The 25,529-nt window shown below is 65.5% G+C and carries 17 protein-coding genes; 11 read left to right on the top strand and 6 right to left on the bottom strand.

Translation table 11 applies throughout. The features are described from left to right. Positions 1–17: 17 nt before the first annotated feature. The 4 genes from N2K95_RS01960 to N2K95_RS01945 all read right to left on the bottom strand — a co-directional run bounded on the left by N2K95_RS01960 (position 18) and on the right by N2K95_RS01945 (position 7,475). Positions 18–776, bottom strand: coding sequence for a hypothetical protein (locus N2K95_RS01960; protein ID WP_260652684.1), 759 nt, complete (start codon positions 774–776; stop codon positions 18–20). A gap of 108 nt (positions 777–884) precedes the next feature. Continuing rightward, the gene (locus tag N2K95_RS01955) at positions 885–1,358 is read right to left on the bottom strand and encodes a hypothetical protein (RefSeq protein WP_260652683.1); all 474 of its coding nucleotides are present in this window, start codon (positions 1,356–1,358) and stop codon (positions 885–887) included. A 38-nt stretch (positions 1,359–1,396) separates the two neighbouring features. After that, a complete protein-coding gene (locus N2K95_RS01950; protein WP_260652682.1) occupies positions 1,397–6,676 on the bottom strand; it encodes a DUF6531 domain-containing protein in 5,280 nt (1,759 codons plus the stop codon). A 517-nt stretch (positions 6,677–7,193) separates the two neighbouring features. Next, positions 7,194–7,475 (bottom strand): pyrophosphorylase, encoded by a 282-nt coding sequence (locus tag N2K95_RS01945; protein WP_260652681.1) that lies wholly within the window; start codon positions 7,473–7,475, stop codon positions 7,194–7,196. A 253-nt stretch (positions 7,476–7,728) separates the two neighbouring features. On the opposite strand from N2K95_RS01945, the gene N2K95_RS01940 reads away from it, so the two are divergent. The 5 genes from N2K95_RS01940 (at position 7,729) to N2K95_RS01920 (ending at position 19,320) form a co-directional block, all read left to right on the top strand. Then, the gene (locus N2K95_RS01940; RefSeq protein WP_260652680.1) at positions 7,729–10,653 is read left to right on the top strand and encodes a hypothetical protein; all 2,925 of its coding nucleotides are present in this window, start codon (positions 7,729–7,731) and stop codon (positions 10,651–10,653) included. Next, a complete protein-coding gene (locus N2K95_RS01935; RefSeq protein WP_260652679.1) occupies positions 10,650–11,993 on the top strand; it encodes a type 1 periplasmic-binding domain-containing protein in 1,344 nt (447 codons plus the stop codon). The genes N2K95_RS01940 and N2K95_RS01935 overlap by 4 nt, the downstream gene beginning before the upstream one ends. A gap of 59 nt (positions 11,994–12,052) precedes the next feature. Next, the gene (locus N2K95_RS01930) at positions 12,053–16,393 is read left to right on the top strand and encodes an FtsK/SpoIIIE domain-containing protein (protein WP_260652678.1); all 4,341 of its coding nucleotides are present in this window, start codon (positions 12,053–12,055) and stop codon (positions 16,391–16,393) included. A 62-nt stretch (positions 16,394–16,455) separates the two neighbouring features. Then, positions 16,456–18,441: a serine/threonine-protein kinase gene (locus tag N2K95_RS01925; RefSeq protein WP_260652677.1), complete on the top strand. Its 1,986-nt coding sequence runs from the start codon at positions 16,456–16,458 to the stop codon at positions 18,439–18,441. A gap of 63 nt (positions 18,442–18,504) precedes the next feature. Beyond that, a complete protein-coding gene (locus tag N2K95_RS01920) occupies positions 18,505–19,320 on the top strand; it encodes a GAF and ANTAR domain-containing protein (protein ID WP_260652676.1) in 816 nt (271 codons plus the stop codon). Between the two features lie 66 nt (positions 19,321–19,386). On the opposite strand, the gene N2K95_RS01915 is transcribed toward N2K95_RS01920, so the two are convergent. Beyond that, positions 19,387–20,268, bottom strand: coding sequence for a manganese catalase family protein (locus N2K95_RS01915; RefSeq protein ID WP_255793669.1), 882 nt, complete (start codon positions 20,266–20,268; stop codon positions 19,387–19,389). A gap of 702 nt (positions 20,269–20,970) precedes the next feature. Here N2K95_RS01915 and N2K95_RS01910 point away from each other — a divergent pair. After that, positions 20,971–21,285, top strand: a complete 315-nt coding sequence (locus tag N2K95_RS01910) for a hypothetical protein (protein ID WP_260652675.1) — start codon at positions 20,971–20,973, stop codon at positions 21,283–21,285. A gap of 63 nt (positions 21,286–21,348) precedes the next feature. Then, entirely contained in the window at positions 21,349–21,657 is a 309-nt protein-coding gene (locus N2K95_RS01905; RefSeq protein WP_260652674.1) for a hypothetical protein, read from the top strand. A gap of 15 nt (positions 21,658–21,672) precedes the next feature. On the opposite strand, the gene N2K95_RS01900 is transcribed toward N2K95_RS01905, so the two are convergent. Beyond that, the gene (locus N2K95_RS01900; protein WP_260652673.1) at positions 21,673–22,539 is read right to left on the bottom strand and encodes a patatin-like phospholipase family protein; all 867 of its coding nucleotides are present in this window, start codon (positions 22,537–22,539) and stop codon (positions 21,673–21,675) included. A gap of 108 nt (positions 22,540–22,647) precedes the next feature. Here N2K95_RS01900 and N2K95_RS01895 point away from each other — a divergent pair, with 108 nt between their 5' ends. From N2K95_RS01895 to N2K95_RS01880, 4 genes are all read left to right on the top strand, one after another. Beyond that, a complete protein-coding gene (locus N2K95_RS01895; RefSeq protein ID WP_260652672.1) occupies positions 22,648–23,103 on the top strand; it encodes a 23S rRNA (pseudouridine(1915)-N(3))-methyltransferase RlmH in 456 nt (151 codons plus the stop codon). Between the two features lie 130 nt (positions 23,104–23,233). Continuing rightward, positions 23,234–23,863, top strand: coding sequence for a hypothetical protein (locus N2K95_RS01890; protein WP_260652670.1), 630 nt, complete (start codon positions 23,234–23,236; stop codon positions 23,861–23,863). A 76-nt stretch (positions 23,864–23,939) separates the two neighbouring features. Further along, positions 23,940–24,665, top strand: coding sequence for a YcnI family copper-binding membrane protein (locus tag N2K95_RS01885; RefSeq protein WP_260652669.1), 726 nt, complete (start codon positions 23,940–23,942; stop codon positions 24,663–24,665). Between the two features lie 113 nt (positions 24,666–24,778). After that, positions 24,779–25,498 carry a DUF4232 domain-containing protein gene (locus N2K95_RS01880; protein WP_260652668.1) on the top strand — a complete coding sequence of 240 codons (720 nt, stop codon included), beginning with the start codon at positions 24,779–24,781 and terminating at the stop codon, positions 25,496–25,498. The last annotated feature ends 31 nt before the right edge of the window (positions 25,499–25,529 follow it).

Here is a 25,529-nt window from a genome sequence, read left to right as displayed (position 1 = left end):
TCTTGGTATTCCGGCACCTATCCCTTGGACAACCGCGTGCCCTGGCTCTCCTCGTCTATCGGCCAGTTCGGCCCTTCGGGCGTAGCGTCCGGATTACGGAAGAAATCATCCAGCGCCTGTTGCGCCGAGCCCAGATCATTGATCAGCCGCACCGGGACGGAACTCGTGTAGCGGCCCGCCGGAACATCGGCCCAGTCGTCCAGCTCATACCCGACCCGCGTTAACACCGCCCAGGAATCTTCGTCGGAAACGTCGTGATTCCAGTGACACAGGAAGCCGGACGTGACACTCCCGAGCACTTGGAAACATGCGAATCCGTGCTCTACGTCGAGCCGGCCATGTGCTTTCCCGTCCAGGTTCCTCATTGCTGTGCCCGCGGCGTCGCGTGCCGCCGTCACGGCACCGAATTCGTGCCCATTCACTGTCCAATCGGACTTCATGGCGGCCTTTGGGCTGTGCTCCTTCATTGCTTTCCAACCGGCCCCGAAGTTTGCTCCGGCACCATAGCCCCCGACCCAGGCGATCACAAATTCGCTGTCCAATGCGTACAAAACCCCGAAAAGCAGGACGAATACCAGCGGCATAACCCAGGGTCGGGAAGGAAATCTGAGGAAACAAAAACCCAAGAGAAGCGCGGCGAGCAGAGTAGCGACTATTTGCCACGCAGGCTCCACAGACACATTGGCCATGAGCACAGCCATGGCGATCAAGAAGCCGAGGCCGATAAATATCCGGCCCGCCCCCGACCTCTTTAAGCCTTTACCTGCCATGCTCACTCATTCAACCAATCCACCCCAACCGGGCGTCACCGTCTGCTCACACCGGCGCCTCCGGCAGCAACCGGAGAACACGGGGACATAGCGGTCCTAAAAGTACTTTTGCGCTTAGTCCATCCGCTGGAATGTCCAGACTTTAGGGATAACACTGATGGGATCCGTGAGCCACCGAATCTTTCGGGTAGCCTCTCCGATTTCGAACCGAAACCTCCCGCCCGGTGCTAGCTCTGCCGCAACGTCCTGATTGTTCGCCTCTGTGATGCCCTCCCTTAATTTCAGCGTCCCGCAGTCGGAGGTTTCGACAAGGACCTGCCAATACCGGTTATGGCCGCGCCGATTCCCGGCAGCCTTTCCCCCTTTGGCGTCGGTCACCGTACACTCGATCCACCCCCTGTGACCTTTGTCCACGTTCATGACCACGACAGGACCAATCAACATGGAGCCAATCACTCCCAGAAATGGTACACCGACAACCAACACTTGAAAGAGGTCTTTCCGTCGTTGCTGCCGCGACTTCCCCGATTGGTCTCTCATGGCATTTTCGGGCACTGAATCTCGCATCCTCATCCCCTGCAGGTCCATTTATCTACTAACATTCAGAAGCTTAAATCCAGCTCGGATCAAGGGGCGGGGACGGGGCCGTGGGCGCGGCGAGGACCTACGGTATTCCCACTTGCGCCGCCCAGTATTCCATCAATTCCGGATTCCCATACATCTGTAGAGTCGAACTGGTCTTCGGATCCCTTCGGTTGAAGCCATTCGTTCACGGCACTTCCTCCAGCCCCGACGGTGCGATCGACGGTCTCTTCCACGATTACGTTCTTGCGTGCGACATTCGGGGCCAACCGAGAAGTGTCCGCACCCTGGGGATGCACCGGAGTAATGGTTATCTTTGAATTAACATAATCTGATCCCTTGTTGCTAAGCACACTGGAGCCGGCACTTGTCGCGAAGCCCACCCCCGCGGCCTGCAAATAACCAGTGACTGTTTTCCCGTCCCCATGGTCGAAGTGGTAGTTCAGAGTGTTTTCTGTCGCTCCTTCCGTTCCCGCCGACAGCGCTCCGCGCACCGTGCTGCTGCGGAGGATCTTCTGTGCCGTGGTAATTCCGACCGCACCTGCTGCCGGGGCAAGTCTGCCCAATGCAAGCGACGCTAAGCCACCGAGCCCGCCGGTCGCCATACCGATCAAGGCATCCACGCCAACCCCTATCCAATCGTCGGCGCTAACTGTCCCGTCCTCCCTCTTCGCAAGCCAAAGGGACCCACCGCCAGCCATAAGCGCCCCGGACAGGGCCATAATGGCCACGCCTGCCCCGGTACCCACACCGGTGAACGAGAGCACAAGACCGATAAGGAACAAGTAGCCGCCGAGGAGATACTCCCAGTTATCCGCCACCCATTCCCATGCGCTGGCAAGGCCACCCTGATTCGCGGCCTCGATGGCTTTCAGGTCGGCATCCGTGAGCGGCGTTAGACCGGTGGGGTCGACGGCGTTGAGCGGATTGTTCCCTGCATAGGCGTACGGGTTGCCGTCCCAGCCAGCGCCCAGGACCGGGGCAAGCGGATCGACGGAAAGGAACCCCCTCGCCGCCGGATCGTATGCCCGCTCCCCGAGCCATTCCAGGCCCGCGATATTTAGGCCTCCGGGGATCAGTCCGACACCGGCGGGTAGGACACCGGCCAGCCCGGCTGCGCCGACTCCGGAAACCGTACCGGCAATGCCGCCGGGCGCTGGGTTCGGGATGGTGGAAGCCCCCAGAACCGCCCAGGGGTCCGTTTCGTCGGTAGGACGGGCGGCGCGCCAGCCCGATGCCGTCCACGCATCTCCGATCCCCGCGACTCCCCCGGGCAGGGACAAGACCTGTTCCGCGCCGATGCAAGCCAGAGCGGGGACAGGTTGTGCGGTGTCCCACCAGACCACGGCGTCATCCACGGCCGCGAGTTCGCCCAGGGCATCCACCCAGAAATGGTGTGCGGAGGCAACCGTTCCATCCGAGGTGCGCTCAACTGTCGCCTGCAGTGCGCCGGTGGGGCCCCACGCGTATTCGTTCCAGGACCCGTCCGGCCGGGTCATCCGGATCCGCCGGCCTATGCAGTCGTGGACATATTGGGTACGGGTTCCGTCCGGCTCGGTAATAGCCAGCAGCTGTCCTGCGTCGTCGTATGTGTAAGTTCTTGCCCCAGCCTGCGTGGTTTCCCGGACCAGCCTGCCGCCTACGTCATACTCCCACTCCGACACCGCTGCAGCGCGCTCTCCCTGGCGGGTGGTGGCAGCCGTGGACAGCTGTCCGGCTCCGTCATAGGTGTATCTGGTCACGGCGCCGGCGCGGGTCAAACCGATGATCCGACCGTCCTCGTCCCGGCCGACCAAGGTGGTATCCGCGGCGCCTTGCGCGGAGCGGTCCGTCCTGGTGTGTTCGGACAGGTATCCGTCGCGGTAGACCCATTCCTGTACCAAATCACCTGCTGTGACTGCCGTCAGTCGTCCCGCCGCGTCGTGGGTGAATACAGCCTCGCCCAGCCGGGGGCTATTCACGGCCCTCACCCGGCCGGCGGCGTCGCGCGTATAGGTGGTGGTGGTTCCGTTCGCGTCGGTGAATCCCGTCCGGTTCCCGTCCGAATCGTATTCCCAGGACAGACCCCGGCCGCCGCGGGTTCGTGAGGTCAGTTGCCCGCGCCGGTTGAAACCAAGATCATGCTCCACGGCCAGCCCATCGCTGCCGGTGTAGTCCGTGACTACCACCCGGCGGGACCTTACGTCCCGGTCCACGGAAGCAATGAGCTTTCCGTTCCGCGAGGTGGTGGCTTTTCGTCCGGCGCGGTCATACGTCCAGGTGGTGGTGTTTCCATCGGAATCGGAGGCAGACAGCTGCCTCCCGGCTGGATCATATGTCGCGGTCGAAACCCGGCCGAGCGGGTCTGTGACAGCCTCGATTTGATCTGTTTCGCTGTACGTGCGGGTGATGACCTTGCCCACCGGATCCGTGATCCGGACCAGCCGCCCGCGGATGTCGTACTCGAACTGCGTCCGCCCGCCGACGCCGTTGATGCTCTCGACCATCTCCCCGGCAAGGTTGTATTTGAACCGACGGGTTCCGTACCAGGAATCCTGGGAAAAACTAAGCCTTCCCGCCTTGTCGTAACCATAGCGGGCGGCACCGTTCCCCGGGGTACGCGCCAGGAGCAGCCGGCCGCAGGCATCGTACTCGAAGGTTTCAACCTCGCCGGTGGGCGATGTCCGGGCAACCACCCGTTGGTCGACGTCGTAGACCAGTTCCGTGACCGCACCCATGGGGTCGATCGTTTTCCAGGGCCGTCCGCAGATGTCGTACTCGTACCGGGTCACTGCCCCGGAGGGGGACGTCACGGAGGTGATCTTCCCGGCCAAATCCCGGCCCAGAACGGTCAGTCCGCCTTCTCCGTCGACTAATTCCGCTGGCCGGCCGGCCGCATCGTACGTGACGAGCTCCGCGGAACCGTCCGCATCTTCGAACCGGATAGGACGGCCGTACTCGTCGAAACTGTAGGTCGTGGAAGCGAAAGCGTCTGCCAGGGTTGCCGTGCCGGCCTTTCGATCGGTAATCGCCTCAGTGCGGACCCCGGTAGGGTCGACGACCGCGGTCAGGTTGCCGATCTTGTCGTATTCGCGAACCCAGTCATGGCCGGCAGGATCGGTGATCCCGACCAGCCGGGACAGACTGTCGTGAGTGAAACCCCAGCGGGCGCCGTCGGGCAGGATGGCGGCGGTAATGTTTCCCAATTCATCGAAAACCCGCTCAACGCTGCGGCCGAGGGGATCCACGGTGAGGACCAGTTCACCGTTAGTTGCGTATTCCAGCTCCGTCCGGCCGCCGTCCGGCGCCACGGACGCTGTGGTCCGCCCTGCGGAGTCGTGCTCGAAGGACCAGACGGCTCCGTCAGGGTCTTCCCGCCGAACCAACAATCCGGCGGCGTTGTACACGAAGCGGGTCACGGCTCCGGAGGGGCTGATGGCGGCAATGGGGCGGCCCGCCTGGTCCCGGAGGATTTTCGCGGTATCCCCTACCGCGTTCCCGGCCGCGGCCAGATCCCCGAAACTGTCATAGTCGAACGTGACCGTTACTCCGGTTGGATCCGTGACACAGATCAGCAACCCGTCCTGCCACTCCATTTCAGTGCGTCCGCCCAGTGGATCCACTATTGCGGACGGGTTCCGGGAAATCCCGTCAGCGTATTCATAGGTGACAACAGAACCGGATTCGGTAACCACAGTGGTGATCCGGTCCTGCCCGTCCCACCCGTAGGTCAGGTCCGCCCCTTCCGGCGTCACGGTTCGGATTCTTCGGCCCCGCTCATCGTACGCGTGGACCGTTACGGACCCATCCCTCTCGGTGCTGGACACGAGGTTTCCGTGCCCGTCATAGGCCAGGGACTGGCGCTGATCATGGGAGTCCAGGACACCCACGAGCCTGCCTTTCCTATCAGCGATCCAGGAGTTGGACTTCGTACCGTCCTCATCCGAGACCACGGTGACACGGCCCGGCAGATACGCGAATCGGATTCGCCGCCCGTGCTGGGTGACCTGCCGGATTACCCTGCCCTGTTCGTCGTAGGTATTTTCCGCTTCCAGCACCCCGGCCTCGTCGTAGACGGCGTCGATCAGCCCCTGATCGTTCCACCGGTACCTGCGGGTTCCGGTTCCAGTGCTGACGCTGGCCAGCCGGCCGTCGTCGTACCCGTATTCCACCCGGCGCCCATCGGAAGACCGGACCAGCGCTACGAGTCCGTCCACATAATCAACTTCCAGGAAGCGTCCCCGGGCGTGGGAAATCCGTGCCACCGGACCTGTACCTGCACCGTTGGCAGTGTCCTCACGTGCCACGGAAACCGTTTGCCCGGGCCCTGAACCGGCTCCGAGCCAGACACCCGCCTGACTATAGGCCCACCATGCACCCTGATTATCACGGACCACCAGGATCTCGCCTGCACCCTCAGGCAGGACCTCCAAATCGCTAAACCCGGCTGCGGTTCCCACTTCACTAGTCAGCCAGTAGCTCTCCCCGATGGCCCGTGCCCAGGCTGCGCCCTCGCGGGGGAAGTCCACGGCCCGGCCGTCTGCCATGACCCAGCGGCAGCCCTCATCCGAGATGATCAGATGCTGATCCAGTATGGAGGCCCACCCCGGCCCGAACACACCGGGGGTTTCCAGCCCCGAGGGCAGCGAGTTGTACATCCGCGAGAGCACCAGCCCCGACGCTGCCCCAGCCAACGCCAGATCCGTTTCCGGTTCAATGAAGTTACCAGTGGCCGTGTTGACCGGGTCATTGGCGAACCCGGTGGTGGGTGCTGCTCCCGACGCCCTCGGCGGTACAAAGGACAGATCCTGCCTGTTTTCGGCTACGCCCGCCGAGGCCAGTGCCGCCGAGAGGGCTGCGTCCGAGACTGTCGATACGGCGCTCTCGCCGCCTGCGGCCGCGAACGCATCCGCAAGCCGAATCGCCCACTGAACGTCGTTTTCGTTGGCGGACAGATAGTCCTTGAACGCCGTGACGAGTCCATCTGCGTGAAGCGTGGCCCACGAACAATTCGACTCGAACTGGCTCAGGTTTCCCCGGAGAATCTCTGCCGAAAATACTAAGTCAGCATCAAGGGCCCGGGAACTGTCCGCAAAGGAGCGGAGCGCATCCGGCCGTGCCGATGAAGTTCCCCCACCGGTCACCCCGCCGTCGCCTTCCTGGGGTATCTCTCTGGGGGTCACGACAGGCGCGTATTCGGTGAACGTTGGCCTCGGCCCGGGATTCATATCCGGGATGTCCAAATCCCACAAATCATCCCACCACTTCTCGATCGGGGTGCGGGACTTATAGTCCCGCAGCCAGTCGTTGGCTTTCCTGCGCCGGTCATCCTCTTCATGTGCCAAGTGGATAAACCTGTTCACATACTCCACGACTTTCCGCAGGGCCCGCTCCAACTCGTGAGCGTCGGTATATGACGTGGTGGTGTTCCTCTGAAATATGTCTGCGAACCGCCCCTTGAACTCCGTCCGGGCATTGCCCACATGGCCTACCCTGGCATTTTTTGTCCTAGCCAGATCATCTGCGACTTTTTTGAACGCGTCCCGCGTAATCTCCGCCGTGGCGTAGCTAAAACACCCCCGGGCCTCGGTTTCCGAAGGCAACTCCGGCATTTCAACCATCATGGACTCAATAGACATAATCAGCGACCCCCCACTGAACAAGAACCGGAAAAGAAGAATAAACGGTGAAGACCGCACCACAGGAAAGACACACCAAGACAAATACGGTGCGACATCAGCCCAAATGGGAACCTAAACCCGAACCGCCCGCCGGGCGTGGCTTGAGTAAGCGCGCAAAGCCGGGCAGCCGCCTACCGCCGGAGCGGCGCGGTCACCCGGCCAGTGCACGAAGAACTACGAGTTAGGCGCCGCCGCCTGCGGAGAAGATATTCTCCGAGATCTGCTGGAGCTGCGTACGCAGCTGCTCGAGTTCCTCCCGAGCCTTATCCAGGGCCGCCTTGGTTTCCGGCCACACGGAACCGCGGAACTGCGAGGCCAGGGGGCCATCCCAGACGTTCGGATCGGAAAGAATCTTGCCCTGCGCATCAAGCGCTGCAATCTGTTCCGTGAAACCGCCGTTGATGATGGACTGAACCTGGCCGATAGCAGTCTTAGCCTGCTCGGTAGACAACACACGTGACATAAGAATCCCCCTCTAGAGACAACATGTTTTCCGCCGGGCAGGAAAGCGCCGGCGACCGGACGGTCGTGACCATACCAACAATTTCCGTCAAAACCAACAAGATAATCGGCGCTGTTTTTCGGGGGATCTAGACCCTTCAGGAGCCCATTAAAAATGGGTAGCGAATTTTCACCGTTTTACCCCTTATGATGCTCAAGGCACAGCGAACGCAACAGGGGGACGATTCACCATGCCTAGACGACCTAATACACTCATGCATAACCCGGGGCGCAGCGTTGCATCCCGCAGGCGGCTAGGCGCCGTTCTTGTTGCCATTGGATTGTTCGCCACCACGTCCTGCACCCAGGAACCTGAGCCGGAGCCGGTATCCAACCCCGTCAAACTCCTGCAGAACGTGCGGGTGGACCTGTCCAACGCTGCCGGTGTGGAGACCATCGAAGGCACCACCATCTCCGTCGCGGCGGACGGCACCTCCTCCGCCGAGGATGCGCAGTACAACACCGACGAGACGGTGGGTGAATTGCCGGTTCGGGTAAGCCTGCAGTACCGCGCCGGCGATAAGTCCGGCTCCGACCTTGCCGAGCTCGAGGGCCACTCCGGGCCGGTCGAAATCGACCTCACGCTGGAGAACCTCACGGTCAAGCCGCAGGTCATCGACTACGACGCCGCGGGCCGGAAACACTCCGAAACCGCCCTCGTGGGCGCACCGCTGACCGTAGCTGCGTCCACCACGCTGCCTGGGGTACGGGCCGACGACGTCACTCCCGGTTCCGCTGACGGTACAACCGGCACCAACGGCGTCCTGAGCAGCACCGAGGACGGCGCAACCGTGGTGCAGTGGGCCACCGTGCTGGCGCCGCCCCGTTCCGGTGCGAGCGCCACACTGCGTCTCGTTGCCGACGTCAAAAACTTCCAGGTTCCCGCCATTGAAGTGGCGGTCCAGCCCGGCCTCAACACGGACATGACCGCCGACGGCGTGGTTGCCGGTGCCTTCTCCTCCGGAGCCGGCTCCGAAATGGAGCTGCAGCGCCGCACCATCGATCTCGTGGCCGACGTCAACATCGTCCTGATCAAGGCCGGCTCCACCATCACCGAAGTCCGCAGGAACCTGCAGGAAACGTCGCAGACCCTGGGTGTCAGGACCGCCGAGGAACTCAGCAACAACTCCGAGTCCCTGGCATCAACCATGACAGGCCTGAAAGACCAGCTGACGGTCCTGGGCAGCGACCTGGAAACCGCCACCAAGGGCACGCAGTCCGTCACAATGTCCCAGCTGCAGCAGACCGTCGCCGCCGTGGACTCCATGCTGGGCGACACCACCGCCGTGCCTCCCACGGTCACGATCACCGGCGACGGTTGTGTGGCTGAGGTAGCCAAGCCGCAGCAGTCCGCGAGCGTTTACGGCAGCATTCTGACCATGGCCTCGCAGCTCGACGCCTACGCGACCGTGAGCGCGGACTGCCGCAACTTCGTGGCCGGTGAACTTATAACCGCCATCGGCCCGGAAAACCCCGCGCCGGACGTATGTGCTGCGGAAACGAAAGAGGCGGAAGCGGACGATCAGAAATCAATTTCGATGACATGCTCTCTCTTCAGTTCCGTCGCCGTGGTTACCGGAGCGCTGGCTGGCTTTGTCGAGGAGGGCGAACATCTCCTAGCAGAAGTCCGGGGTCTGGAACTCAAGCAAGCAGCTGAAGACCAGAATGGCGGAACTAAAAAACTACAGGAAGCACTCGTCGAGCTCGACGCCATAATTGCAGGCGCTGAACCGACGGGCAGTTATAAAGAAGAGCTGAAACGTGTGACCGACGCCATCGACTCCGCTCAGGCATCCGTCGCTAAAACACGCGAAGCATCTAATACTGCACGCAGCAGCATTGACGGCCTAAGAGAAAAGCTGGCCACCACACGGGAAATTGCTGAGGCCTCGGGTCAGCAGGTGGATGACGGCGAGGGGCGGAGGCGTTCGATGACGGATCAGAACCAAGCACTTGCCGATCAGCTGTGCGAGGTGATGGTTAAAGACGGTGAGACGCCGGGTAGAGGCGAGCTGTCGCGTCGGCAGACGAACCAGCTGCGCTCTTACCTCACGTCAGTTCCCTGTCCGTCTGAGGAGACGGCGGACCCGACAGAGCCGGCGAACCCGACAGAGCCGGCGAACCCGGTGGACACACTGCTCCCTCCTCCCGGGGGGTTTGAGGCGCCCATGGACGCACGCTTGAATGACCAGGCTGCCGACTGGAACGAAGTTGTCGAAACCGGAGACATTACGGTCGCAGATCAAGAGATCACCCGGGCCTTCGAGGCCCTGGAGGAGGCAATTGACGGTGACAGTGAGGACAGCATCGATACCAAGCTGCAGTTAGTCGTTAATGCCGTGAGAAATCTTGACACGTCCGCTACTAACGACATTGCGGGCACGAGGAATGAACTGGTGGTCCTGCGAGACGCACTCAGCGCCGCAACGGAATCCTCAGCAGAAGTTGGCGGAGCACTCTCGAAGTTGGTAGCTAAGCAAAGCGAGCTGGCATCCAGTATCGAGGATTCTCTCGGTGATGTTGAGGGCAAAACCGTCGAAGCGGTTAAGACGGCTGTCGGCCTGCAGGTTCGTCAAATTTCCGATGTTGGCGACGAAAGCACCGAGTCCGTCACCACCGCCTTCAACCGCTCCATTTCCGGCCTGAAGTCCACCTCCGACGACGTCGTCAAGGACGCCAAGGGAACCGTGGACAAGCAGCGCGGCGAGCTGAACGAGGAAGGCGAGGCCCTGGCCGCGGCCCTGTCCGAGAGCACCGAATCCGCGCTGGCAAGCATCGCGTCCCGCACAACAGGCTCCACCCGCGACGTTGAAGGCGCCAACGCCCTGCTGTCCGCCAGCCTGAACAAGGTGATGCTGGACCTGGGCGACCGCACCGTGAACGGCTCCGGCCTGCTCGGCTCCATGGCCACCAACGCCGCCAAAGCCGACACCGCCGACTACCAGCTGGCCCTGGCCGCGCAGAACGCCGAGGGGTACGCCAACATCCGGTCCCAGGACGTGGCGGGGCTGCTGCTGCGCCAGGCACAGTTCAAGGCCTCGCTTTCGGCCGTCGACGAACTGCCGGCCTTCCACCTCGAAGTGCCCAACGGGGCAACTTCGCAGACCCTGTACACGCTGACGATCGGCGGCGGCGAATGAACTCCCGGACCAAGCTCCTGACCCTGATCATTGCCGGGGTGGTGGTGATTGCCGCAGCGGCGATCGTGCTGGCCACCACGCTGCACCGTCCCAAGGAGGTGGCCAAGCCGGACCCGGTGGCCGCCACGGTTCCCGTGGCGCTGGATGCCGAGGGCCTGCCGGAGAACTTCTCCATCGGCGTCGTGATGACGTTCGGATCCTCCGGCGAGCCCGGCTCCGAGTACAACCGCGCGGCGCAGGGCGCCGTCGTCGCCGCCCATCGCTTCGCCCAGGACGGCGCCGACGTCGCCCTCCCGACCCAGAATGACAGCGGAACCGAAGACGGCGCACGCGCCGCGGTCCGTGCGCTTGCCGACCAGGGAGTGTCCGGCATTGTGGTGGCCAGCACCGGGCCGCAGGCCGTGGCTGCGGCGAAGGCTGCCGAGGAACTCAACCTCCCCGTGATCCTGCCGTACGCCGAACCGGTGGACCCGGCACCTTCCACCTGGACCACGAAGCCTTCCGCCGCTTCCGTCGAGGGTGCGCTGGGTGCCGCACTGGCCGGGAAGACCCGGGTGCTGCTTGTGAACGACGGCGGCCCCGTCCCCGCATCGGTGCAGCCAACGCAGACGTTCAACGCCGGGGATTTCGAGGACCTCATGGCCCTGGCCCAGGCGGCTGCCGTCCAGACCGGCGACCAGCCGCTCCCTCTGGCCGAGGATGCTCCCGAAGGCACCGAGGCCATGAATGTTGCCGAACCTGCGGATGCGGTGGTCGTTTCGGCTGCCACGCCCCAGCGGCTGGCACGGCTGGTCCAGGCACTGCAGTCCCGCAACGTTTCCGTCCCCCTGGTCCTTCCGGACGGAGCGAGCGCCCCGGCTTTTGCCACCGCGCTTGCCGAGCTGGATGGAACCGCCTCCGGACAGCTGGTCACGGTTGCCCCGGCCGGCGGCGACGGCACCGCCCTGCAGCAGGACGCGCAGGGGCGCGGAATGTCCGCCTTCCTGTCCGCAGTGCGTCTGGCCGCCGGCGAGTCCACGGTCCACAACCTGACCGTTGATGCCCCGTTCTCGGGGGATGCCTGGGCAGCGGACACCGCCAGCCACGACGCCGTCGTCGCCCTCGTGCGTGCAGCCGCCACCGCCGAAAGCGGGGATCCGGCAGAAGTGAGTGCCATGCTGCGCACCATGTCCTTCGGCCCGGGCGAAGGCATGGGAGGTCCCGCACTGAACTTCTCTCAGTCCAACGCACTGGCCGTTGAGGCCGTCCCGGCCTACGCCTCTCCCCAGGACCTGGGGCTGCGGCCGGCCGATGAAGAGGCTCCCCGCCTCGTCTGGGTACCTGCTCCGGCAACTCCGTAACCATCCTGTCCCGTCTCCTCAACGGACGGGTCACTGTTCCACATGGAAGGACCGCCCCGGTGCGTCTGCTGATCGATTTGGACGAGAGCCGCTTCGAGTGCGAGGTCGCGCACGCTGCGCCGGCCACCACACTGGCGGATCTGGTGGAGAAGGCCGGCGGACCCCGCCTTGAGTCCGGCGAGGCAGTGTTCATTGACGAGTCGGAGGTGCGCGCCTCCACACCCGTCTCTGAACTGGTCCTCCTGGAGGGCAGCCGCATCTCACGGGCACCCTGGCCTGTGCCTACACGCCTGCGGGGCTGGAGCGTGACGCTCGCCGGAGGCCAGCGGGCCGGCAGCGTGATCGAAGTGCCGCAGGGGCGCGAGATGCTCATTGGACGCTCGCCCCACGCAGACCTCACTCTTCCCGCAGACAGTGCGTCCTGGGACCACTGCCGCCTGCGCCGGGAGGACGAGGGACTGCGGGTCTTGGACTGCGGCTCTACCAACGGCACGCTGGTCAACGGTGAAAAGACCGGCGAAGACGGGATCCTGGTCGAGGACACCGCCACGATCACGGCCGGCGGCACGGTACTTCTGCTGCGGAAGTCCCTGGAGGAGAGTCCCGCACCGGCACCCGGCACCCTGCACAACCTCACCCCGGCGGGAACGGCCCCTTTCAACCGACCGCCCCGTCCCGGGAAGGCACCGGAGGGTGACTCCCTGATTCCGCCGACTCGCAGGGACGTACCCCCGGCCAACAAGTTCAGCTACATCACCGTGCTGGCACCGCTGGTGATGGCGGGCGCGATGGTCATGGTCCTGGGAAGCATGCGCTTCGCCATGTTCGCCCTGCTGAGCCCGGTCATGGCTATCGGAATGTGGTTCGAACAGAAGCGCCGCCATGACCGCGGCGTCAAGGAAGAGGAAGAGCGTTTCAACGGGGCAGTCGAGGAGTTCGAACAGCAGATCCGCACGGCCGCCGAGGCGGAGACCGCCCGGCGCCACCGGATGATTCCCGATCCGGCCACGGTGCTGCGGCGCCCCGCCCTTCCGGCCACCTCCCTGTGGCAGCGCCGTGCCGAGTCGGATGATTTCCTGGCCCTGCACGCCGGCACCGGCGACGTCCCGTGGAAACCCGAGGTGGACCGGAACGCAGCGCCCCGGCTCGATCCGAAGGTCAAGGACTCCCTCGCTGCCGCGCGGCTGCTTGCCGCACCCGTGCTCGTGGACCTGACCAACGCGGGTGTGGTGGGCATGGTCGGCCCCCGGGAGGGGGCACTGGCCCTCGCCCGGTCCCTGCTGGCCCAGGCCGCCGTCCACGTGGGCCCGGCTGACCTGACCATCGGCGTCTTCTGCGACGCCGGCCGCGCCGATGAGTGGGAATGGGCATCATGGCTGCCCCACACACGCCAGGCAGGCAGCAGCACCGGCCAGCGCTGGATGTCCGCGCACCGCGAGTCAAGCGTCGCCATGCTGCGCGCGCTCAAGGACACAGTCGAGGAGCTGCCGACGCCGGCGCTGCTGGTGGTCCTGGACTCCGAAGTCCTGACCGAGGGCCGGGACGCGCCGGCACGCGCACTGCTCGGCATGGGCCGCTCGGAGCAGGGGTCGCGCTTCAGCTCGCAGCAGCAGTCCTCCCGGGTGGCCGGCATCGTGATCGCCACGTCGGAAGAGCAGCTGCCGGCTTCCTGCACCACGATCATCCGGGTGGGTGAGGACTCCGCGGCCACGCTGGAGCAGCCGGAGGACCTGACGCGGGTGGAGGACATCATCCTGGGCGGCCTGGACCGCGAGGAAGCGCTGCGCTGCGCCATGCGCGTGGCCCACTTTGAGGATCCGGAACTGAGCGTCCCGGGGGCGTCGCTGCCCTCGCTCGTGCGGCTTCCGGCACTGCTGGGCTACGACCGTCCGGACCCGGCCACCATCCGTCAGCTGTGGCAGGCCTCCACGGGAATCTCCACCCCCATCGGTACCGGCGAGAACGGCGATCTCAGCCTGGATCTGGTCAAGGACGGCCCGCACGGGCTGGTCGGTGGAACCACCGGCTCCGGCAAGTCCGAGTTCCTGCGTTCCCTGGTGGCCGGCCTCGCGGCACGCAACGACCCGACGCGCCTGAACTTCATCCTCATCGACTTCAAGGGCGGGGCCGCCTTCAAGGCCTGCGAACGCCTTCCGCACACGATCGGCACCATCTCCAACCTGGACGAGCAGCTCGCCGACCGCGCGCTGCTGGCCCTGGAAGCGGAAATGGAGCGCCGCCAGCGGGTGTTTGCCGCGGCAGGCGAGGGCATCGACAACCTGAACGCCTATCTGGCCACGAACCCGGCCGAACCCATGCCCCGGCTGCTCCTCGTGATCGACGAGTTCGCGATGCTGGCCAAGGACTTCCCCGACGTCCTCAAGGCCCTCGTCAGTGTGGGCGCCGTGGGCCGAACCCTGGGCGTGCACATGATCCTGGCAACCCAGCGCCCGGCCGGCGTCGTCAATGACGACATCCTCGCCAACACGAACCTCCGGGTGGCCCTGCGCGTGCAGAGCCGCGAGGACTCCAACAACGTCATCGGTGTGCCCGCCGCATCCGCGATCGGACGCGCGCAGATGGGCCGCGCCTTCGTGAAGCTGGGCCAGGACGACATCTCGCCCGTACAGACGGCGCTCGTGACCGGCCGGGCCCAGCTCGGCGGCGGAGCCTCGGTGGATGTGCGTGAAATCCGCCAGTTCGGCGTCCCCGCTCCTGCAGCGGCACCGCCCCGGTCCGAGGTTTCCGATGAGAATGACCTGGACCTCCTGATCGAGGCCGTTGTCGAAGCCAACAGTGAAGCAGGGTACGCCCCGCCGCGGCAGGTCTGGCCGGAGGCGCTGGGTCAGCGGGTGGAACTGGAGGGCTTCCGGGCCGAACCGGAGGACGCCGAAAACGCCGAAGAACCCGAAGCACACGCCGACCCCGCCGCCCGGATCCTGCCGCGGGTGGGCGGCGTCCGCGGTTCCACCGTCATGGTGACGCTGATGGACGAACCGGAACTGCAGCGCCAGTCCGCGGCCGGATGGGACATGTCCATCGGAAACCTGATGCTGATGGGCGTGGCCGGCTCCGGCACCACCACCACGCTGGCGTCGATTGCCCTTGCCCTGGCCAAGGACACCGATCCGGCAGACGTGGACCTGATGATCCTGGACATGGGTTCCCGCGGACTCGAACCACTGGCACGCCTGCCCCACACCGTGGCGTATGTGGGGACCGGAGGCGGCGCCAAGGAGCAGCAGGCCCGCTTCCTGCGGCACCTGAGCACGGAACTGGAACGCCGCCGCGCGGACCCGGACGGGCATCGCCGCACGGTGGTGCTGCTCGACGGCCTGGCCTCGCTCCGCGACGAATTCCAGGACTATGAAGGCCAGCAGCTGCTGGACCTGCTGTACCGCGCCTACGCGGACGGTCCCGCCCTCGGACTGTCCTTCGCGGTCTCCACCACCCGGGCCAAGGCCATCCCCACAGCCATGAACGAAGTGACCCTGCAGCGGTGGCTTTTCCGGCTGGCGGACACTTACGACTATTCCTCGCTCGGTGTCCGGGGCAAGCAGATCCCCGCCGAGCTTCCGGGCCGCTGCGTGGATCCCCGCACGGCACTGCAGATGCATGTGGCCACCCCCGGGATCGGCGTCGAAGCCTCCGTCGACATGGTGCGGCAGAGCTGGGCCGAAGCCCCGGCCAAGACCCCGGCGATCCGCCGCCTGCCCGGCAACGTCACCCTCTCGGAGCTGGGGGTGGCGCCGCGGCTGGATTCCGAGCCCTGGCTCCTCCCGGTCGGTATCCGGGAAACGGACTTCGCCCCCGCGTATCTGGAAGTCTACGAGGGCGAGCACGTACTGATCGCCGGCTCTGCCCGGTCCGGTAAGTCAACATTGCTGCTCGCCCTGGCCGCTGCCCTGCAGGGAGCGGCCACCTCCCAGGGACCGGCGCAGGTCTGGGGTATCTGCGACCGTCGCTCGCCGCTGGCCACCGCGGATCTCGACCGGGTAGCGGTGGGCGCCGACGAGGTGCCGGCCCTGCTGGCTTCCCTGCGGCTTGAGCGCGCCCCGGTATTCCTGCTGATTGACGACGCCGAGCGTATTGACGACGCCGATCAGTCCATTACGGGACTGGTCGCTTCCGGACAGCCCGGCGTGTGCGTCATCGCGGCGGGCAGGTCGGCCGACCTCAGAAGCCTGTACAGCCACTGGACCAAAACGCTTCGGAAATCCCGCCTTGGCGTGCTGTTGCAGCCGGATGTGGATTATGACGGTGAACTGCTGGGGACCACGCTCCCCCGCAAGGCGCCGGTAGCCCTGACCACCGGCCGCGGCTACATCGGGGTGGGCGGGCAAGTAGCGCTGATCCAGTCGATCAGCCCGGAGAGCGGTTCCGGGGCGGTGACCGCCTAGGATGCAGTGAGACCTGCAGAGAGTCTCGGGAAAATCAGATCAACGGCGTTGGGGAGTACGGTATGCAATTCGCACAGACGGGGCAGGCGCTTGGAGCGTCGTACCGCTTCGGCGAGCGGGTGGGCTCCGGCGCCGTCGGCGAAGTCTGGACCGTCACCTCCGTCGATGGCCAGACGTATGCCGCCAAGGTCCTGCGGCCGGAACACGCCGACGATCCCTCGCTCGTGGAGCGGTTTGTCCGTGAGCGGTCCGTGCTGCTCGAGCTGCAGAACTCTGCCATCGTTACAGTGCGGGACATGGTCGTTGAGGGTGCGCGGCTGGCCATCGTTATGGACTACGTTGCCGGCGGCTCACTGCGCGACGCCGTTGCGAACATTGGTCCGCTGCCCCCCGCAGATGCACTGAACGTCGCTGCCGAAGTGTTCGACGCCCTGTCCTTCGCCCATTCCCGGGGTGTGACGCACCGCGACATCAAGCCCGACAATGTACTCCTCACCCGCCCGTGGACGCAGTGGGCTCCCGGCGACGTCCGGGTCTCCGACTTCGGCATCGCCGACGTCGTCGGTGAACGCATCCGCCAAACCACCGGCCTCATCGGCACGCCCCAGTACATGCCGCCTGAACTCATCACCTCCGGCAGATCGGGCCCGGCCGGCGATGTGTACTCCACCGGTGTCCTGCTCTACGAACTCCTTGCCGGACGGACGCCTTTCGCCGGACCGGGCACGGACTTCACCATCGCGTACCGCCATGTGTCCTCCCGCCCGCCGCGGATTCCGGTGGACGACGACGTGTGGCAGGTTCTGGATACCCTGCTGGCCAAGGATCCCGCCCGGCGTCCGACGGCGGCCGAAGCCGGGGCAACGCTCCGGCGTCTTGCACCCCGGCTTGCCGGGAACGCTCCGATGGACCGCGGTGAGGCCCCGGCGGAATTCGACGACGTCGAACGGCCCGCCACCATGGTCCGCGGCGCCTTTACCGACGCCGAGCTCACCGATCTGGCAGCCGCGCCGCCGTCGGACGAGGACCTGGCAGTACCGGAGCTCGGGGAGGCGGGCAGCGCGACCATGGTGCGCGCCATGCCGCGCCGCGAGATACGCCCCCTGACCGAGACCGGCGCCGAGGAGGCCGCCGCCACCCCGTTCTGGCGGACCCGCAAAGCCCTTCTTCTGGGCGGAGGCGGGGTGCTGTTGATTGTGGCGATGATCGTAGGGTTCGTTGTCCTTACCCCTGAAGATGGTCCAAAGGACGAGGGCGCGGCTGCCGGGGAACGGCTCTCATCGCGGCTGCAGGATGTCACTCTGCCCACCGGCCTGACAATTTCCCGGGATGCCTCCTTCGAACCGTCCTCCGGTGAGACCCGCTTGACGGTCGGGTACGCGGCCCAGAAGGCTCCGCTGTCCGGAGATTTCCTTGAAGTCGTCCCGGGCCTGGCCGAAGGGGATGACTGCCCGGCCGTCACGTGGGACGGAGCCGAGGTGAACCGGAACCAGGGGTCGGTGACCGGCCTGGACGTTGACTGCGGCTGGAAGCTCTCCGGACTTGAAATCCCGGCCGGCGGCTCGGTGCAGGTTACCGCGACGGTCTCGGTGGCCCCGGAGGACCAGGAGGCGATCGACGCGTGGCTGCGGACCGGGTCCGAGGCGACCACGGCGGCGACGCAGGATGCGGAAGTCAAGAGCACGGCGTACCCGGTCCAGCGTCTGGTGGACGTGGAGGTGCGGACCGCGGCCCGCGTTGTGACACCCAGCCCGTTGACCATCACCCTGGTTCCGGTGTGGGCCAGCGGCGCCGACGATCTAAACCCGCTCTATGTCAGTCCCGCCACCGGCCAGCCGTCACAGATGCTGACAGCTGTGACAGGCGGCGAGGAGGGCCTGCGGTTCTCCGACGGGTGCGGCGGAGCACTCGCGGTGGACGGTACGGGGCTCACGGTCACTGCACTGCAGATCTCACCGCAGTGCACGGTCCGCGCCAGCGTCGGGAATTTCACCGAGCTGCAGTCCCAGAGCTTCGCCATCACGTCCCGCGAAAATGCGGGCAACTAACGCCCGTGGGAATACAGAAACGGCAAGCCTACTGACCATTGCCAAATGGTGTAGAAAGTAGGGATGGCTGAAACCGGAGCAAGTGCACAAGACGCAACAGCTCCATGGGAAACCCGCCCGGGCCGGTCGGCGGAAGACCGGAAGAGTACGGCAGATGACCTGGACCTCTTCCTCGTGGAGCGGCTGCAGGACCTGACTCTTTCCAGCGTCACGGTGCAGGAGTTCCTCCACGAACTTGCGGCGCTGACCGCCAAGGCGTTCTCCATCCCTGCGAGTCCCGTCGAATGCGCCATGACCATCACCCGGGACCACAAACCCGTCCGCGCGGCTTTCAGCGGCGCGCCCTCCGGCTCCCTGGACGACCTGCAGTATGACTTCACCGAGGGCCCCTGCCTCACCGCAATCCATGAACGGACCCTGGTGCATATCCCGGATCTGCACCGGGAAAAGCGGTGGGAGCAGTATGCAGGTGTGCTGGAGCAGGCCGGAATGCGTTCGGTCCTCGTTCTTCCGCTGGACCTTGAAACGGACGGCGTGGCTACCCTCAGTCTGTACAGCGCCCGCGCAGGTCACTTCGACACCGCGACGGTCGAGCAGATCCAGGACTTCGCCCGACGCATCACCAAGCCCGTTCGGTTGGCTGCCCGCCTGGCAGCCGGGGGTGAGCACTCCGCGGACCTGCGTGCCGCCATGGACTCCAGGACGGTTATTGATCTGGCCGTAGGGATTGTCATGGCACAGAACCGGTGCAGCCAGGATGAAGCCTTCACCATGCTGGTTTCCGCTTCCGGCAGCCGAAATATCAAACTTCGGCAAATCGCCGAGCGGGTGGTGGGTTCAGTCTCGGAGACTGAAGCGCAGACGCATTTCCGGCAATAGGACCTGAGGACTCCAAGAAAAATGCCCGGACGGAAACCGTCCGGGCATTGATCATTTTTTGGCGGATTATTCGCGGTTCAGCTTGTCCTGAACCGTGCCGGCAACCTTTTCCACGACATTGGGGATGTCGGTGGTGCCGTAGTAACGCGCATCCGGACGGGTGACGTCCGGCATGGGAGCTGTCGTCGTCGGCCCCTCGTGGTAGCTGAACTCGCCCTTGCCGTCCGGCGTGGGACCGGAGGCCCAGGAGCCCTCGGACGCATGCTTGCCGTCGGAGAAGTTCAGGTACTGGTAGGACAGCTCGCGGTGTTCCTTCTTGATCGGGAAGTTGCTCGGAACCGGAAGCAGCTCGTGGCCCTCTTCCTGCAGTTCCTTCGCAGCGGCCGTCCACATGTTCTGGTGCATCGTGTCCCGGGCCAGGAGGAACGCGAGCATATCGCGAACGCCCTTGTCATCGGTCATGTGGTACAGGCGCGCGACGGCGAGGCGTCCCTGCATTTCGATGTTGGCGTTGGACGTGAAGTCGGCAAGCAGGTTGCCGCTGGCGGTCACGTAGCCACCGGTCCACGGGTTGCCGTTGCTGTCCACCGGACGGGCACCGGCACCGGCAACAATGGCGTGCTGTACGTCCATGCCACCGACTACTGCTGCGATCGTCGGGTCGGATTGGACGGCGTCGTCGGTAATACCCAGGGGTGCCTTTTCCAGCAGCTGGGCAATCATGATGGCCAGCATTTCCACGTGGCCCATCTCTTCGGCGGCGATGCCGTAGAGCAGGTCCCGGTACTTGCCGGGCAGGTGGGAATTCCACGACTGGAATCCGTACTGCATTGCTACGGTGATTTCGCCGTACTGTCCGCCGAGGACTTCCTGCAGCTTGCGGGCGAAAACCGCGTCCGGCTTATCGGGTGTGGCTGAGAACTGGAGTTCCTGCTTATGAAAAAACACTATGCACCTCCGCATATCAGGCCCGGCATTAGTTGGGTCGCCTCTTATGGCGGCCCCGGGGGCCAGTAAGGGAAAACCTAGCCCAGCAGGCAACTAATAAGCAAACTTAGTAATAGCCCGACTTGCCCTCACCCGGATCCGCCGTTTACCCTAAACGCGAGGCCCAGCAGTGCGCCGGAGGAACTCCTATTTTTTGGAATCCTGTGGACCCCAAACTGCGCGTACTCGTTCGCCTCGATATCGACCTTCCCTCCGCTGTCCCCGCAGTAACGGACGGCCTCTCGGCCGCCGGAGTGGCGAAGCCATGACTCTTTTCCTCTCCCGGAACGCTTCTGTCCTGTCACTGTTGGACCTGCCGGCAGATTCCTTGGATGTCCAGGCACTCGCCGCTCTGCCCCAGCGGACTTTGGAGGGCCTGACTGACCGTGTCTACCGGCAACTGGATTCCGAGTACCCTTCGGCCTACGCGCTGGAGTGGTACAGCGCATTGGCCCAGGAATGGGCGAGGCGGATGAGTTCCGGTGGCCGCCCGGAGACTCCGGTTAGCCATGGCCGAACGACGGATCACGAGGAACCGTGAGCCCATATGCCGGGCCTTCCCTGCGCAGCGCCTCTGAACACGCCATAATGAGCGTTAGCAACCGACAGCGCTACTAGGGGCAGACGATGGGTTTCGAGGCTCTTGAGCCGGAGCAACGGCAGTTGCTCAAGAAAGCGCTTGAGGACGCCCGGTTAACTGTGCCCGAAGTGTGGATGAAGTACTTCAGCTTCGGCGGCGCCGCCGGCGAATACGAGATCGACGCCTATATCAACGGCTCCCTGTCGCTCCCTCCCCTCCAGCGGGACATCCTCGCCCATGCCGCGAACGAGCTGATCGACCAACTGCCCGCACGTCCGCGCGCACCGTACTGTGCCGAAGTGACCCAAAGCCGGGCAGCTGACGGACGCGAGGCGAATGGCCGGGACGCCGGAAACGATCCCCCGCACCGGCACCGGAGAAACACCGGCGGGGACTAGCGCCACCTCGACCTGGGTACTCGTCATGGTACTTGTGTCCGGACAGCCTTTGTAGGATGAAGCATGGACACCAACGAATCACAGCCCACCATTGCCCAGCTGCGTGCACGCCAGACCGACCTCGTGATGGCTTTGGCTACCGAGTCCCGCTCCGACCGCCTGCAGCAGTACAGTGACGAACTCGAGTTCCTCGTCAAGTACATCAACGAGCGTGAAAAAGCTGAAGCCGCTGCCGCATCAGAAACGGCTGCCGCCCCCTCCCCTGCCGCGGATACCGCCCCGCAGGCCGACGGCGTCGAACAGCGCGAAGACGGCGTGGTGATTGAGCCGGGTTCCGACCTCGAGGCCGACGTCGACCGCGACAACCGCTAGTCCGGCACCGAGCGCTCAGTCCTCCCAGAAACGGCGAACGACGTCGGCAACCTCCTTGGCCTGCCGCCGGCCCGCCGCCACGGAGGGCCGGCGGGTGGAATCGAGCAGCATGTTGATGCCGAAGGCCTGCAAGGCCTGTGCGTCAGCTTCGATCAACAACGGCCTTCCGTCCTTCCGGATGGTTTTCAGCGCCTGCGGCAGGGTGGGCCCGAAGGGGCTCTGCGGCGCCTCGAGTCCGCAGGAAACCACCAGCACCTTTGAATAGCCGGCAGCGACATCGGCATTGGTCCCTGACCGCATCCCGCCGTCCATATAAACCCGCCCGTTGATGTGCACGGGCGGCCACACCGTCGGAACCGTGCAGCTGGCGGTGACCGCCAGGCCAAGGTCCACGCCGGAGTCGCCGTCGAACACCCGGAAACTGCCGTCTTCAGCGTCCACCACGGTGACGCCCAGTGCCTTTTCCGGCCATGCCGGGTAAGGCACCAGCGAACGGATGCTGTTCACCCATGCCTCCTCGGTCAGCGTGGTGTCCGCTTTAAGTGCCAACTGCCCCAGCCGGGCGCGGGCGGCTTTCTCCCCGCCGCCGCCGAAACCAGCCGCACCCATCACGTTCATGAACCGCTCCCCGTCGAACGTGTCCGGTTCCTGGTAATCCGAGGCGCTGGTGCCTTCCGGAGCCATCTCCTGGGCGGCCATGGCCGCGGGCACCTGGCCGAAGCGCAGCGCCGTACCGACCACCGACCCCGCGGAGGTCCCCACCACCAGGTCCGCCTCGTTCAGGTCAATACCCTGATCCAGCAGCTCTCCCAGCAGACCGATCTCCCAGGCGATACCCGCAACTCCGCCGCCTCCCAGCACCACCGCACGCGTTTTGACCACTTGTAACCCCCTGGCTGACGCCGTCGAAGTGCTGTTCCTGTTCCCGCAGTGTAAGCCCGTCCTCCACCCGGTTACCGGACCGGCGTCATTCCGGGCTTGAATGGTTCCATGGCATTAAAAGTTCTGATGGTGGGCCGCAAGCACGAGGACTGGGTGGTTGACGGCATCCGCCGGTACGAAAAGCGGCTCAAGAAACCCTTCGACCTGACCTGGGTGCCCATTCCGCATTCGGCCCGCGAGGGCGACGCCGCCCGCCGGGAGGAATCCGAACGGCTGCTGGCGAAGGTCGGGTCCGATTACGTGATCCTGCTGGACGAGCGCGGCAAGGCCATCACGTCACCGGCGCTGGCACAGACCCTGCAGAGGCCGCTGGACTCCTCACGCAACGTCACCCTGATCATCGGCGGGGCGTACGGCGTGGACTCGAGCGTTCATGACCGCGCCGATTTTGTCTGGTCCCTCTCTCCCCTGGTCTTCCCGCACCAGCTGGTCCGCCTGATCCTTGCCGAACAGGTGTACCGGGCGCAGGAGATTGCCGGCGGACGCCCGTACCACCACGAATAGAGGGGTACGACGGCGCCCTCCCGCGGCGTCGTGCGTGCCGCCGGCGCTGCGGCTGCACGGTAAAGTAGGAGCAGTTTTTCAGCAGTCCGGCGGGCTCCGTGCCGCGGCCGGCGGGACCGGAAAGGGAAGCATGCCCCAGCGCACCGACCCCTTCCGCCTGCTCCGCGCCGCCGTCGCCACTGCCGTCATTGTCGCGCTGGCCGCGGGTGCGCACCTGGCCGGCGGCGGGATGCTTCCCGATCCGATCCTCCTCGTCGCCCTGGCGGCGTTCACCCTGGCCGGTGTCAGCATCACCGCCGGACGCCGGTTCCGGCCCGGCAGCCTGGTCCTGGTCCTCGGCGCCGCGCAGCTGGGACTCCACGGAGCGTTCCGCGTCCTGACCTCCGGAGTCCAGTGCCAGCCCGGCGCGCCCGTGCATCACGGCGTCGCAGTTCTCTGCCCGGAGCCGGGCGCACTTGCCGACGCAGGCGCAGCGCACCAGCTGACCGGCCTCTCTCCACTGCATACCGACGCCGGCCCGGCACTGTTCCTCGCGCATCTGGCTGCCGTGGTGCTTTCCGCACTGGCGCTGGCCCGTGGTGAAGACGCCCTGCACGCGACGGCGGCGTGGCTGCGGCCGCTGTTCGCGCCCCCGGCTCCGGTTTCCCTGCCGGTCTTCCGTACGGCCGGAGCGATCACGGGCCCTGCCGCCGGAACCCCGGGCATGCGGTACTGCTCGGCACGCCCGCTGCGCGGACCGCCGTCGTACGCGTTGGCCTAACCTCTTTCCCTCACTTCCCCCGCCGCTGCTCTGCGGTTCCCGGGCGCAGCTCACTGCGCCACCGAAAGGCTTTTCCATGCGTACCTCCTCCTCCGTCCTCCTTGCCGCCGGCGGCACCGCCGCCCTGATGGCGCTCGGTCTGGGCCCCGCCGCCGCCCACGTGCATGTCACCCCTGACACCACTGCGGCCGGCGAATCCGCGCTGCTGACCTTCGACCTCTCGCACGGCTGCGAGGGCTCCCCCACGACGTCATTGACGTTCACCCTCCCGGACGAGCTGGTGGACGCCACCCCCACGGCCCACGCCGGCTGGGACATCAAGAAGGTCACCGAGGAACTGGCCGAACCGCGGACCCTGCCCAACGGCTCGCAGGTCAGCTCCCGGACTCATCAGATTGTCTACACGGCCAAGGAACCACTCGCCGACGGCGTGCGGGACACCATTACGCTCGGGGTGGATCTGCCCGACGCCGAGGACACCACCCTTGCCTTCCCCGTGCTGCAGAGCTGTGAAAAGGGCGAGTCGGACTGGTCCCAGATTCCGGCGGCAGGCCAGACCGACCACGACCTGGATTCCCCCGCGCCGGCCGTGACCATCACGGAAGCGGACGACGACGATCACGGTGACCACGACGGCGATGACAGCCACGCCACCGCGCCGGAACGCGCCTCCGCGGAGGACCGGAACGACGATGACGACGCCGCGGAGATTGCCGGCTACGTGGGACTCGGGGCGGGGCTACTTGGTCTTGCCACCGGTGTCACCGCGCTGATCCGCACCCGGGGCCGCAGCAGGGTCTAACCCTGCCGGCCGGGGCCGCGGACCCCGGAGCGCACCCGTAACGGTTTCGCGTCAATCCGCCCCGCCCAGCGGGGCGGATTGACGCACCCCCGCGGGACGGCAATGGTGAGAGCATGATCACCTTGGTACCCGGCTCCACGTCCCCGAAAACTTCCCTGTCCCGCAAGGCACTCGCCCTTACGGCTTTGCTGGCCCTCTCCGGTTCGGCCCTTGCCGGATGCGGTTCCCGGGATGAGGAAGACGCCTCGGTATCCACATCCGCCTCACCCGCGGCTTCCTCGCCGGCTTCACCGTCGGTGTCCGCCGGTGACAGCGCCGCTCCACCCACCACCGAGAGCGCCGCACCTTCCGCCTCGCCCGAAGCTGCCCCGACTACGTCACCGGCGGCCACGGACGGCGGAACAACAGCCGCCGGCCCCTGCACGGCTGACATGCTCTCCGGCGCTGTGGAGAATGTTCCCGGCGGCGCCGGAGCAGACGGCATTTCCCGTGTCCTGATGCTGACCAACGTCTCCGCCGACGGCACCTGCACCGTGTCCGGCTATCCCGGAGTCTCCTACCTTGACGCTGCCGGGCAGCAGGTAGGTGCGCCGGCCGCACGCATTGAGGGTGCCGGGGCCCTCCCCGTGACCCTGGCGCCCGGCCAGTCCGCGGCTGCCGAGCTGCGGGAAACCGTGGCGCAGAAGTACGGCGGCTGCCAGGTGCAGGAGACTGCGTCCCTGCTGGTTTATCCGCCGGAGGACACTGCTTCCCTGACCGTCCCCTACCCCTCCACGGGATGCAGCAACGCGGACATCGAACTGCTGCAGGTAGGGACCCTGCAGGCCCGCTGATTTTCGGCCTGCAGCCGAACCCCCGGCGGCA

The organism is Arthrobacter zhaoxinii (genome assembly GCF_025244925.1).
GTDB classification, from domain to species: Bacteria; Actinomycetota; Actinomycetes; order Actinomycetales; family Micrococcaceae; genus Arthrobacter_B; species Arthrobacter_B zhaoxinii.
Note: the sequence above shows the minus strand (reverse complement) of the source record. Positions and strands in the feature narration are given on the sequence as shown.

Bases quoted from the DNA above. Each gene is read 5' to 3' on its own strand.
- N2K95_RS01885 (WP_260652669.1), top strand. From the start codon at position 23,940: ATGCGTACCTCCTCCTCCGTCCTCCTTGCCGCCGGCGGCACCGCCGCC.
- N2K95_RS01905 (WP_260652674.1), top strand. From the start codon at position 21,349: ATGGACACCAACGAATCACAGCCCACCATTGCCCAGCTGCGTGCACGC.
- N2K95_RS01895 (WP_260652672.1), top strand. From the start codon at position 22,648: ATGGCATTAAAAGTTCTGATGGTGGGCCGCAAGCACGAGGACTGGGTG.
- N2K95_RS01920 (WP_260652676.1), top strand. From the start codon at position 18,505: ATGGCTGAAACCGGAGCAAGTGCACAAGACGCAACAGCTCCATGGGAA.
- N2K95_RS01925 (WP_260652677.1), top strand. From the start codon at position 16,456: ATGCAATTCGCACAGACGGGGCAGGCGCTTGGAGCGTCGTACCGCTTC.
- N2K95_RS01940 (WP_260652680.1), top strand. From the start codon at position 7,729: ATGCATAACCCGGGGCGCAGCGTTGCATCCCGCAGGCGGCTAGGCGCC.
- N2K95_RS01890 (WP_260652670.1), top strand. From the start codon at position 23,234: ATGCCCCAGCGCACCGACCCCTTCCGCCTGCTCCGCGCCGCCGTCGCC.
- N2K95_RS01945 (WP_260652681.1), bottom strand. From the start codon at position 7,475: ATGTCACGTGTGTTGTCTACCGAGCAGGCTAAGACTGCTATCGGCCAG.
- N2K95_RS01955 (WP_260652683.1), bottom strand. From the start codon at position 1,358: ATGGACCTGCAGGGGATGAGGATGCGAGATTCAGTGCCCGAAAATGCC.
- N2K95_RS01880 (WP_260652668.1), top strand. From the start codon at position 24,779: ATGATCACCTTGGTACCCGGCTCCACGTCCCCGAAAACTTCCCTGTCC.
- N2K95_RS01935 (WP_260652679.1), top strand. From the start codon at position 10,650: ATGAACTCCCGGACCAAGCTCCTGACCCTGATCATTGCCGGGGTGGTG.